Below are 12364 nucleotides of genomic sequence, written 5' to 3' on the forward strand. Positions count from 1 at the left end.
ATTGAGTTCGCTTATAAATTTAATACACGTTTAGGAACTAGACGTTTTTTATCAGTAATTTCAGCTAAACCTAAACACTTTTTTTCGTCAAAAACGAGGACTTGAGATTCGGCAGGATGATCAATATTGCTTTCCATCCCACGACAAAAATATTCTGCACGACCTTCTGGTACTTGAACTTTTGGAAAATGATCCACAGGCGCATAAGCAGGTAACAACAATGCTTCACGTTGTTGTTCAGTTAGACTTTCTAAGTATTCAATGGTGTACTCTGGCACAATACCAAAATGTCCAGTTTGAATACGATGTAAATATGTTAAGTGCCCATAACTTCCTAAAGCTTTAGCAATATCCTCTCCCAATACTCGGATATACGTTCCTTTTGAGCATGTCACATCCAAAGTAATTGAATCTTGAGTGAAAGACATCAGTTCAATCGCGAAAATATGAATTGGACGAGCCTCACGTTCGATTTCAATTCCTTTACGCGCCAGCTCATACAAAGGACGACCTTCTTTCTTTAAAGCAGAATACATTGGAGGAACTTGTTGAATGTCTCCAACGAATTGCTGAATCACGCTTTGAATTTTATCTTCGTTAAGTTCAATCGGTTGTGCTTCGAGCAAAACTTCACCCTCGACATCACCTGTAGTTGTACTATTTCCCAATTGAATCGTCGTTTGATAACGTTTAGTAGATTCCAGTAAAAAGTGTGAAAACTTGGTCGCTTCACCTAAGCAAATCGGGAGTAAGCCTGATGCTAATGGATCTAAAGCGCCAGTATGACCACCTTTTTCAGCACGATAGAGCCAACGCACTTTTTGCAATGCTGCATTTGAGCTAATCCCCAAAGGTTTGTTGAGTAGAAATACACCACTTATAAGACGTCGAGTAATTTTTGGAGATTTAGCAGACATTAGATAATATTCAGATCAGTAAAATACTGCTATTTTATCAAATCCATTTATCGAATATTGATTAAATTTTTATGCATAAAATGTGACATTTGTGGCAAATTATTCTACACCATTAATAATAACTAAATGATTTCATAGGATGTGAAATGAATTCAAAAGCTAAATTTAAAATTACACTGCTGATTGTGGCGTGTCTGATCGTTTTATTCCTTCTCTTTCAATGGTTGAAACCTGACTCAGCTGAATCTGCTGAAAACTCACAACGAGCAGCACAAGATGCCGAAATTCAATCAGAAAATATGGCGCTACAACAAAGTACAACCGTGAATGGTTCTAGCTTTGCAAGTAAAAGTCAGCAAGATATTCAAATCAATTGTCAAATCCAAACCGATAACGCCAACCGTTTGATTGTGAATGAAAATACTAAGAACTGTTTTGAGTTTTTTATTACCCAATACGGCGAAAAAGAGATTCCGCAAATCAAGGCTGATTTTATTAAATTTGCTCAAAGCACCTATCAAGAACCATTACTAGGTCAACTGACAGATTTATGGTCACGTTATGTTCAATATCGTGAAAAAATGGGTGACCTAACACCACCAAACCATGACAAAGAAAGTGCGCAGTATTACAAAGCTATTTTTAATCAGATGAAATCATTCCGTAAACAATTTTTTTCAGACTATGAAATTGAAGGTTTATTTGGTATCGAAGATGAATATCATGATTATACCTTGGCTCGAATGAGTGTTATGGAAGATAAAAATTTATCTGAAAAACAAAAAGCCGATAAATTAAAAGAACTATTCAATGATCTACCTGAAGATTGGAAAGAAAATTTAAAACAACTTTCTCAACTTGAAGATCTGCGTCAATTAACTGCAGAAATTAAAGCTCGTGGTGGTAGCGCAGAAGAAATTCGTCAAATGCGTCTCAGCTTAGTGGGTCCTGAAGCAACACAACGTCTAGAAAATCTTGATGGACGGCGCTTAAATTGGAAAAGCAAAGTCAATCAATATTTGTCTGAGCGTGACAGCATTGTCAAAAGTAATATGAGCCCTAGTGCAAAGCAGGAAGCTGTACAACGCCTCCGTTCTCAACATTTTAATAATTCACAAGAGCAACTTCGGGTAGAAACATTCGAGCAAGTTCATGATCAAGGCGGTCAACTTCCTTTTGCCGATTAATCTCTTCAAGGAACACATTCATTCACAGGGAAGAACGATGAAAAACTTAAAACTTAAATTGATACCTACGACGTTAGCATTCGTCATAACGCTATGCTTATCAGGCTCATTCACTGCCCACGCAGGTCCGGGATTACTCGAAGTAAATGAGACAAAGATCGGTAGTTACGCAAAAACCAAATATCCTATTGTGATGACACACGGTTGGTTAGGCTGGTCTCGCATAGGCAATGAAACATTCAATATTGACTATTGGTATCAAATCTTACCTGATCTATCGCGCAATGGTGCACGCGTTTTTGCAGCACAACTCTCACCTGCTCATACGACTGAATTTCGAGGAGAACAATTAATTTCTCAGGTTGAAGAAGTAATTGCGATCACTGGGCAGAAAAAGGTCAATTTGATTGGTCATTCGCACGGCGGACCGACTGTACGTTATGTTGCAGCAGTAAAACCCGACTATGTTGCTTCTGTTACTGGTGTAGGAGGGACTTTCAGAGGTTCTATGGTCGCAGATAAAATTCAAAATAATGAAGCAACTCGAACAATATTTAATATTTTAGGGGATTACATCATTCCCCCATTAATTGCTTATGCACAAGGTCGTCCTGATATGCCGATCAGCTTTGATGCTTCGATGAAATCATTAACTGAAACAGGCTCTGCTGCATTTAATGAACGTTTTCCAACAAAAGCTCTCGCGTCAAGTTGTACTCGTTTAGGCAGCCCAATAGACAACGGAATCTTTTATTATTCTTGGACTGGTGTTGCACAAACCACCAACCTCTTAGATATCGATACCATTTTAATGCAGCTCGGGCCTTTAGCGTATGGCAATAAAGATAATGATGGCATGGTTGGACGCTGTAGCACGCATATTGGACGTGTGATTCGTGATGATTACAAACTAAATCATACCGATTTAGCTAATATGATGTTCGGTCTCAGAGGTTTATTTGCCCCAGATCCTATTTCACTTTATCGCCAACATGCCAATCGTTTGAAACTGACAGGACTCTAGACGCACAAAATAGCGCAGTCAAATGGAAAGCTATTCATCAGAATAGCTTTTCCGACCATCAGCGACTCTCGACAAAATTTAAATAATGCTTTTTGAACACATTTGCTAATGATTAAATCCTTTAATTATTTCAACTTTTGATTCTTTTTTGCTTTTTATATGTTAATTCGGCAAGCTAAATTGGCATTTTTTGTATCTTGTTGCATTCAATAACATCTTTTAAGGTCTTCTGTATGTTCATCTGGAAGAACATCATAGATTCACTAAAAACTAGGAATAATAATGAAAATAAAACACATTCTAGGCTCGCTGGTGACAGCGCTATGTCTAACATCTACGACAACTTATGCTACTCAAGCTCAACAGATCAAAGTCTCAAGTGTCAAATCTGACTATGCCAAAACGAAATATCCTATTGTATTCGCTCATGGAATGGTTGGATTTATACGTTTGGGCACTGAAAGTCTAGGCATGGATTACTGGTATCAAATTTTACCTGATCTAGCGAGAAACGGTGCAAACACATGGGCGGCTAGAATGTCTCCTTTCAATTCTTCTGAAGTCCGAGGTGAACAATATGTTCAACAACTTGAAGAAGTCATGGCGATTACTGGTGCTGACAAACTCAATCTGATTGGTCATAGTCATGGTGCAAACTCTGTTCGTTATGCCGCAGGTGTAATGCCTGAACATGTTGCATCGGTGATGACTGTAGCCGGTGCCAACAAAGGTACAATCATCGCGTCAGATGTATTAAAAATCGCAGATAAAACAGGAACATCAGAGCTACTGAATGTTCTCATCAGCACTTTTGGTAAAGTCATTATGTGGGCGCAAGGTCTTCCTGCTGATACGTTCCCACATGATGCGATGGCCGCTGGTGTGAGTACATCTGTTGAAGGAACTGCCTTGTTTAATCAAAAATTCCCTCTCGGTTTACCATTAACCCACTGTGGCGAAGGTGCTTATCAAGAAAAAGGAATTCATTTATATTCAATGACAGGAAACAAGCCTTTTACGAATGCCTTGGATCTAGGTGACCCTGTCATGGTTCTACTTGACCGTTTGTCGGTTCATAAAGCAGGAAAAAATGATGGCATCGTTCCAGTTTGTAGTGCCCATTTTGGTAAAACTATTCGTGATGACTTTCCGTGGAATCATTTAGATGAGGTGAACTTGCTGTTCGGAATTAAAGGATTTTTTGCTCCTGACCCAGTTGCAGTTTATAGACAGCACGCCAACCGCCTTAAATTACAAGGACTTTAAATCTCTAGCTCTTTAATTGAGTAATTGCTTTCAAATTCATTAGGCTGGATTTGAAAGCAGATTCAAATCTTCATCAAGATAGTTCATTGATCAAATCTACCTCTCTTTTTTAACCTTAAAAATTTACCATTCATCTATTCGATATTTAAAATGTGATTTACATCACTATAATCAATTTAACTCTAGGATTAGGGTTTGATAATAAAAAGTTGAGGATGATGATGAAATACAACAAAATTATGGCGTGCCTACTTACGTCTGCAGCTTGCTTAACGACTCAATTATCTAATGCTTCTGCATTAGAAGTGAAACCTGTAACCTCGACACTTGGCAAATACAATACCTACGCAAAAACTAAATACCCAATCGTATTTGCACACGGACTAACAGGATTTGTCCGTCTTGGTACAGAGAGCTTTGGTTTAGATTATTGGCACCAAATCCTGCCAGATCTAGCGCGTAATGGTGCTAATGTCTGGCCTACACGAGTATCTCCATTCAACTCCAACGAAATTCGTGGAGAGCAATTGCTTCAACAAGTTGAAGATATTTTAGCCATTACTGGTGCACAAAAAGTGAACTTAATTGGGCATAGTCAAGGTGGACCATCAATACGTTATATTGGTGGAACAATTCCTGAACATGTGGCATCCATGACCACTGTCGCTGGTGTAAATAAAGGATCACCTATGGCAGACTTTATCTTGCGTTCAGAAGGAACAGGACTTGATACTGTGCTTGCGACAGCGATGAATTTTGTCTCGGGAGCAATTGTTTGGGCACAAGGATTAAATGCGAAAAGCCTACCACATGATTCGCTTGCCTCGGCTAAAAGTTTATCTACAGCAGGCTCATTAGCATTTACACAACGTTTCCCTGCTGGTGTACCAACCACAAAATGTGGTGAGGGTGCATATCAAGTCAATGGCATACGTATGTATTCATTTACTGGTAATACACCGTTTACCAATGCCCTTGATCCATCGGATTATGCAATGCAAGCGGCATCTTTCATTGTATCTAAGGAAGGTGCAAATGATGGTTTAGTCCCAGTTTGCAGTGCTCGCTTCGGACAAACGATTCGGGATGATTACCGTTGGAATCATTTAGATGAGGTCAATCAAATGATGGGAATGACTAGCATTTTTGCAGCAGATCCAGTATCGGTTTATCGACAACACGCAAATCGTTTGAAACTTCAAGGACTATAATCTTCTCAAGCCTCCATACGGTCATCACGAAATTATGGAGGCTTATCTTAAAAATCGTTCCCTAAAATTTAAATCCACTTTTCTTTCCTCTTACTTCGCTATACTCTTATTGTGACAACGGAAATTGTCGAGTATTTCAATCCATCTAAGGAATAGAGATGAGAAAATTTATTTTGGGGACATGCCTCTCTTTCGCATGTTTAATTGGCACGAGTTACGCTGCTACAGCACCTGAACAAGTGACTTCAAAATTTCAAACTACTTATGCAAAAACCCAGTATCCAATCGTATTTAGTCACGGAATGTCTGGTTTTATCCGTATTGGCACTGATCCACTCGGTGTAGATTATTGGTATCAAATTTTACCTGATCTCGCCCGTAACGGTGCAAATGTATGGGCTTCCCGTGTATCGCCATTTAACTCATCAGAAATTCGGGGTGAGCAACTTTTACATCAAGTTGAAGAAGTCATTGCACTCACTGGATCGCCTAAGGTCAATCTAATCGGTCACTCTCACGGCGGGCCCACAATTCGATATGTCGCAGGTGTAAGACCTGAATTAGTCGCATCAATGACAGCGATTGGGGCACCACATCAAGGCTCACCAGTGTCTGATTTTATATTAAAAATTCGTGATACAGCACCAATCCTTGAAACACCTATTGTGGCTGTAGTCAATCTACTGTCTAAAGCTATTATTTGGGCACAGGAACTTGATCCAGTATCCTTCCCTCATGACTCACTTGCGGGAGCCAATAGTTTGAGCTTAGCAGGATCAACAATATTTAATCAAAAATATCCTATAGGCGTTCCTCAAAACTCATGCTCTGAAGGTTTATATCGTGAACAAGGAATATATAACTATTCCTTTACGGGTATCGGAACGGTCACAAACCCACTTGATGTAGACTCAGCTTTAAAAATTACCAGTTTATTAATTGATGGTGGTCAAGAGAATGATGGTCTAGTTTCACGCTGTAGTGCGAAATTCGGTAAAACCATCCGTGATGATCTTAATTGGAATCATCTAGATGAAGTCAATCAAGTGCTTGGTTTAAAAAGTGTCTTTGCGCCAGATCCAGTCTCGATGTATCGTCAACATGCAAATCGCCTTAAACAACAAGGTCTCTAATATATTTTTTTGTCTGCACTCATCTCTAGATGGGTCCAGACTGTTTAAATAGCCCTCATTAGGATGACATATCTATCCTATAAATGAGTCACCCATCCAATTTATATCAATAAATTTGCACTTTATCTCTTTTTTATAGACTTAAGTCACAATTTTAGTATCTTAAATTATGGCGATGGATATCGCCTGAATCATAAAAATAAACGAATCACTGAATGAGTATCGAAAATGAAACTAAAAAAAATAGTCATGAGCCTATGCATAGGTTCATGTTTTCTTCCTGTTGCACAAGCCTCAACGCAAATTAAAGATTTAGCCGTTAACCATACCGTCAAAACACCTAAATCAAATTATGCACAAACCCAATACCCTATTGTGCTTGCCCATGGCTTATTTGGCTTTGGTAGTATGGTCGGTGTTGACTACTTTTATCAGATCACTCCTGATCTTGCTCGAAATGGTGCAAACATCTGGCAAACACGTGTTTCAACGATGAACTCAAGTGAAGTGCGAGGCGAACAAGCACTGAGTCAAGTTGAAGAGATACTTGCCATTACCGGTAAGCAAAAAGTGAATTTAATCGGACATAGTCATGGTGGTCAGACTGTTCGATATATTGCAGGTGTTATACCTGATCATGTCGCATCTGTTACGACAATTGCTTCTGGAAATCAAGGAGCAAGAATGGCTGATATACTAGAAGGTGTTCTGGTAGGTAATATTTTAGAAGCACCTGCTCGCGCGATTTTTGACAATCTGGTATCGCCAGTGATTACATTCGCATCTGGTCTTGATCCAAAAGTCTTTCCTTATGATGCTAAAGCAGCCCTACAAAGTTTAGGAACGAAAGAATCACTCAAATTTAGTCAGAATTTTCCAAATGGTGTACCTACAACCCAATGTGGTGAAGGGGCTTATCGTGTCAACAATACTCATTATTATTCATTTATGGGTAACTCTCCATTTAATACCGCTTTAGATCCATCTGATTATGGCATGTTAGCTTCTTCTCTTTTGGCTGAAAAAGATGGAGATGGAATTGTAGGGCGTTGCTCTGCTCGATTTGGCAAGGTCATTCGTGATAATTATAAATGGAATCATTTAGATGAAATTAACCATCTACTCGGTTTAAAAAGCATTTTTGCACCAAGCGCTGTAGATGTTTATCGTCAGCATGCAAATCGACTTAAACTCCAAGGGCTATAAAACCTAAACACAAAGGGTGAGATTTTCACCCTTTCTTTCAGTTTAATAATGATTAACATTTAGTCGGATTTATCTTATTTTTGTTTAGTTTTTTTTTACAATATTTTTTGACAATAAATATTGTCTTTTTAAGGAAGAAAAAATGAAAACAAAAAAAATGATCCCAGCACTTCTGCTAAGTCTCGTAGGATTATCTCAACTTACATATGCTTCCGGCCTGATCGATGTCGAAGCTAAATACGTAAATACCAATTATGCGCAAACTAAGTACCCTATTGTAATGGCCCATGGCTTTGCATTAGGTTTTAGCCGCATTGGTACAGCACATTTCGGTTTAGATCAGTTCTATCAAATTACCCCTGACCTCGCACGAAATGGTGCACGTGTTTTTGTCGCTCAAATGTCTCCTGTCGAATCAACTGTGGTTCGTGGTGAGCAACTGTTACAACAAGTGGAAACAGCTTTAGCTATTACGGGTAAAGACAAGGTCAATTTGATCGGCCATAGTCATGGAGGACCTACTGTACGTTACGTTGAAGCCATTGCTCCTAAGAAAGTTGCCTCTCTAACTGCTGTTGCAGGCAGTATTAAGGGCTCTCCCCTAGGAGATACTTTCGTAAATAGTAAAGTGCTTAATAGTGTAGCAAAATTAGTTATTGGTGATATTTTGGCACCTGCAATTTCAATTATGGAAGGTAATCCAAGTCTTAGCGTTAATTACGAACAATCCATGTATGATCTTTCTGTAAAAGGTTCTTTAGAATTTAATCAAAAGTTCTCTTCTGCTGCGATCCCAAAAGACTGTAATTCTAACGGTTCATCACAAACGGCTAACGGCGTATATCATTATTCTTGGATTGGTTCTTCAAAGGTGACCAATGTTCTCGATATTTTAGATACCGCAATTGTTGTCTTAGGGACAGCGATTATGCCTAATGAACGCAATCACGATGGTCTCGTGCCTATTTGTAGTGCTAAATACGGCAAAGTAATTCGTGATAATTACAACTTAAATCATTTTGATGAAGTCAATCAAATACTTGGGCTTAAAGGCTTCTTTGCTCCTGATCCAGTATCAATCTTTAGACAACATGCCAATCGTTTGAAGATTCAAGGTTTGTAAGTTTTGATCATAAAAAAATGCGCCAAAAGGCGCATTTTTTTGCTTCGAAGCAAGGCTAAAATTAACCTTGTTTACGAGCTGGTAACTTTTCACGAATACGTGCAGCTTTACCAGAAAGTTCACGTAGGTAATAAAGTTTAGCACGACGAACGTCACCACGACGTTTAACTTCGATTTTAGCTACGATTGGTGAATGAGTTTGGAAAACACGCTCAACACCAACACCGCTAGAAATTTTACGTACTGTGAACGCAGAGTTCAAACCACGGTTTTTCTTAGCGATTACAACGCCTTCGAACGCTTGTAGACGTTCACGGTCGCCTTCTTTTACTTTTACTTGGACAACTACTGTGTCACCTGGTGCAAAAGCTGGGATGTCTTGTTTAAGCTGAGCATTTTCTACAGCTTGTACTAAAGGATGCTTACCGCTCATGGGGTATCTCCAATATGTGTGGGTCAGAAGAGGTCTGATATCCACTGGGGCTAGAGGCTAAGGCGCATAGACCCGATTGACTTTCCCTTCATGCTTGACCGCTTCAATGCATAAAGAGCCTATTTAATACTTCAAGCAATATGCTTGAGGTCATATTTGCTTAAATAAATCTAAAAGATTTATTTTTGCGAATCTTTGAGCCATTTCTTTTGCTGCTTCGTCAACTCAACTTTTTCAACCAATTCAGGTCGACGTTCAAGCGTTCGTTGATAGCGCTGCAAAAAACGCCATTTTTCAATATTTGCATGATGACCTGATTTTAGTACCTCAGGCACATCCAAACCTTCAAAATGATCTGGCTTTGTATATTGCGGACAGTCGAGTAAACCATCCACAAATGAGTCTTGAACGTGTGATTGTGCATCAGACATTGCACCCGGAAGTCTCCGAATAATACTGTCCAATAAAACCATCGCAGGCAGTTCTCCCCCAGATAAAACGTAATCCCCTATGGACCATTCCTGATCAACATATTTTTGGATCAAACGCTCATCAACACCTTCATAACGACCACACAATACAATTAATCCGTCATATTGCACGAAATCTTGTACTGAAGGTTCATTTAAGGTTTTACCTTGTGGCGACATATACACCACAGGTACATGAACAGCACCTGCTCGCGTTGCAAGCTCTTTGGCACGATGAATTGCTTTTGCCAATGGCTCAGCCATCATCACCATACCAGGACCACCACCAAATGGACGCTCATCCACTCGTTTGTAGTTCCCTGTTGCAAAATCACGAGGATTAATACAATGAATTTGCATTAAATCGCGTTTCGCTGCGCGACCGCTAATACCAAAACTTGTAATCGCTTCAAACATTTCAGGAAAAAGCGTAATGACTGCAAAAAACATCGCAGACTCCCGTATTTCCGAAAATATTAGTAATCTACGCCCCAATTGACATAGATACGACCAGTTTCGAGATCAACGCGTTGCACCACATCTTTATGCCATGGAATCATTCGCTCTTCGCCATCGACACTGTCAGCAGTTGCGCGAACTACCATCACATCGTTAGCACCTGTTTCAAACAATTCGTGGATTTGACCAAGATTGACTTCTTGCTCTTCATCATCCAGACCTAACACTGTTAGACCCTTTAGATCAGACCAATAATACTCGTCCACGCCTGGTTGAGGCAGTTGCGATTTAGAAATCCAGATATTTGCGCCAACTAAATTGTCTGCTGCAGTACGATCACTCACACCTTTCAGCGAAACAACTAAGCCTTTACCATGTGGCTTCCAACGTTTCACATCTACAATTTGCCAACCTGCTTTGGTCTCGATGTACCAAGGCAGATAGTCAAATATGTTGCTCATAGGTTCTGTGTTGGAATAGACCCAGAGCCACCCATTTAATCCATAAGCTGAACGTAGCTGTCCAATCTGAATACGATCTTCGGGAACATTCTGTGTTGGTGTCATGGGCTAGCTTCTACCGTATTAAACAGCAGCTGCAGCTTTTTTAGCTTGAGCAGCTAATGAAGCAACACGTTCAGAAGGTTGAGCACCTTGAGCAACCCAGTGAGCGAAACGATCAGCATCTAAACGAAGTTTTTCTGCTTTACCTTGAGCTGTAGGGTTGAAGAAACCGATACGTTCGATGAAACGACCGTCACGTGCATTACGGCTATCAGTCACGATGATTTGATAGAACGGACGTTTTTTAGCACCACCGCGTGCAAGACGAATAACAACCATGATAGAACCTTATAGTTTTTACGGATTATCCCTGCACCGACCATCGATACATTTCAAACCCCTTTCATAGAGGGCAGTATTTTACGTGAACTTTGATCCGATTGAAAGCTCAAAAATTATTTATCCACATTTTTGAATTTAAATTTATTTTCCATCCCAGTTTGTACTTGAAGAAGGTGTACAAGAAGCTGCTTTCACCCAACATTTTTCATTGGCTTCATTTATGACAAAGTGACCATCTGTTTGCATCAATTTTCCACTCACAGGCACTGCACTCAACACCCAACTGTTGTTGGTTACATCTGATATACCAACCGTATAGACAGGATCATAATACGGAACTTCAACTCGATTTTGCGCATTGGTCTGAAATCCCAATTCAGCCAACGTGACTGCTTTGCCATCCGGTTTAATATAACTGTAATTCGCAACCTGATAGTGCTGAAGTCGAGCTGCAATATCTGCCAATGTGGTTTTTACTTCGACACGTTTAGTTTTACGAACATATTCTTGGTAGGACGGATAGGCAATCATGGCTAAAATTCCAATGATGACCACTGCAATCATAATCTCTACTAAAGTAAATCCTGAATTACCATTGTTTTGCATTTGCACCACATCCTGTATATGCATTGACTTCTTTTAAGTCATTTTCCACCAAATATTCTGTTTTACAACGAATACCCTGACTCGTCGCCAAAAACGCATCATAGCCTGTCTGCGTTGGTACAGCTCGAATCCCCCATGCCCGTCCCAAGCCCTGATCTGAACTTAATAAGGTTTTAGGTGTTTTTTCACTGATATCGGCAATACTAATCACATATTTTGGTTTCTTCGCATCAGGCAGGGAAATACTCGTCATTGAAGTATCTTGATCGTAGATATACTTCGCATCAAAACCTCGATAGGAAAAACTACGACTTTTATAGCGTTCAAGTTGTTCAATAATTTTGGATACTTCTTGCTGAGCCTGTGCAGCAGCATTACGTTTTAAATAACTTTGGTAAGATGGCACTGCGATTGTCATCAATATGGCAATTATCACTACAACAACCATCAACTCAATCAGCGTAAAACCTTTTTGATTCATGGT

14 protein-coding genes are annotated in these 12364 nt (G+C 39.6%); 7 read left to right on the top strand and 7 right to left on the bottom strand.

Annotated features, from left to right (window positions below; all coding sequences use genetic code 11):
• Positions 1-11 precede the first annotated feature (11 nt).
• The gene (truB, locus tag AC1M9E_RS12640) at positions 12-917 is read right to left on the bottom strand and encodes a tRNA pseudouridine(55) synthase TruB (RefSeq protein ID WP_481607276.1); all 906 of its coding nucleotides are present in this window, start codon (positions 915-917) and stop codon (positions 12-14) included.
• A gap of 146 nt (positions 918-1063) precedes the next feature.
• On the opposite strand from truB, the gene AC1M9E_RS12645 reads away from it, so the two are divergent.
• The 7 genes from AC1M9E_RS12645 to AC1M9E_RS12675 all read left to right on the top strand — a co-directional run bounded on the left by AC1M9E_RS12645 (position 1064) and on the right by AC1M9E_RS12675 (position 9067).
• On the top strand, positions 1064-2104 hold the full coding sequence (locus AC1M9E_RS12645; protein WP_481607275.1) for a lipase secretion chaperone: 1041 nt from the start codon (positions 1064-1066) through the stop codon (positions 2102-2104).
• A 37-nt stretch (positions 2105-2141) separates the two neighbouring features.
• Complete coding sequence (locus AC1M9E_RS12650; protein WP_481607274.1) at positions 2142-3128, top strand: lipase family alpha/beta hydrolase; 987 nt, start codon at positions 2142-2144, stop codon at positions 3126-3128.
• A 282-nt stretch (positions 3129-3410) separates the two neighbouring features.
• Positions 3411-4394: an esterase/lipase family protein gene (locus AC1M9E_RS12655; RefSeq protein ID WP_092766675.1), complete on the top strand. Its 984-nt coding sequence runs from the start codon at positions 3411-3413 to the stop codon at positions 4392-4394.
• 221 nt (positions 4395-4615) lie between these two features.
• On the top strand, positions 4616-5605 hold the full coding sequence (locus AC1M9E_RS12660; RefSeq protein WP_481607273.1) for a lipase family alpha/beta hydrolase: 990 nt from the start codon (positions 4616-4618) through the stop codon (positions 5603-5605).
• A gap of 158 nt (positions 5606-5763) precedes the next feature.
• Positions 5764-6738 carry a lipase family alpha/beta hydrolase gene (locus AC1M9E_RS12665; protein WP_481607272.1) on the top strand — a complete coding sequence of 325 codons (975 nt, stop codon included), beginning with the start codon at positions 5764-5766 and terminating at the stop codon, positions 6736-6738.
• Between the two features lie 228 nt (positions 6739-6966).
• Positions 6967-7944, top strand: coding sequence for a lipase family alpha/beta hydrolase (locus tag AC1M9E_RS12670; protein WP_481590092.1), 978 nt, complete (start codon positions 6967-6969; stop codon positions 7942-7944).
• A gap of 142 nt (positions 7945-8086) precedes the next feature.
• Positions 8087-9067, top strand: coding sequence for an esterase/lipase family protein (locus tag AC1M9E_RS12675; protein WP_481607270.1), 981 nt, complete (start codon positions 8087-8089; stop codon positions 9065-9067).
• A gap of 61 nt (positions 9068-9128) precedes the next feature.
• On the opposite strand, the gene rplS is transcribed toward AC1M9E_RS12675, so the two are convergent.
• The 6 genes from rplS to AC1M9E_RS12705 all read right to left on the bottom strand — a co-directional run bounded on the left by rplS (position 9129) and on the right by AC1M9E_RS12705 (position 12361).
• Positions 9129-9500, bottom strand: coding sequence for a 50S ribosomal protein L19 (gene rplS / locus AC1M9E_RS12680; protein ID WP_004787066.1), 372 nt, complete (start codon positions 9498-9500; stop codon positions 9129-9131).
• Between the two features lie 179 nt (positions 9501-9679).
• Positions 9680-10420, bottom strand: coding sequence for a tRNA (guanosine(37)-N1)-methyltransferase TrmD (gene trmD / locus AC1M9E_RS12685; protein WP_481607269.1), 741 nt, complete (start codon positions 10418-10420; stop codon positions 9680-9682).
• Positions 10421-10446: 26 nt separating this feature from the next.
• Entirely contained in the window at positions 10447-10995 is a 549-nt protein-coding gene (gene rimM / locus AC1M9E_RS12690) for a ribosome maturation factor RimM (RefSeq protein WP_035264305.1), read from the bottom strand.
• 18 nt (positions 10996-11013) lie between these two features.
• The gene (gene rpsP / locus AC1M9E_RS12695) at positions 11014-11271 is read right to left on the bottom strand and encodes a 30S ribosomal protein S16 (protein ID WP_035264308.1); all 258 of its coding nucleotides are present in this window, start codon (positions 11269-11271) and stop codon (positions 11014-11016) included.
• Between the two features lie 144 nt (positions 11272-11415).
• Positions 11416-11880, bottom strand: a complete 465-nt coding sequence (locus tag AC1M9E_RS12700; RefSeq protein ID WP_481596170.1) for a type IV pilin protein — start codon at positions 11878-11880, stop codon at positions 11416-11418.
• Positions 11864-12361, bottom strand: a complete 498-nt coding sequence (locus AC1M9E_RS12705; RefSeq protein ID WP_180028919.1) for a type IV pilin protein — start codon at positions 12359-12361, stop codon at positions 11864-11866. The genes AC1M9E_RS12700 and AC1M9E_RS12705 overlap by 17 nt, the downstream gene beginning before the upstream one ends.
• Positions 12362-12364: the final 3 nt, after the last annotated feature.

The organism is Acinetobacter sp. 24-47-47 (assembly GCF_057737035.1).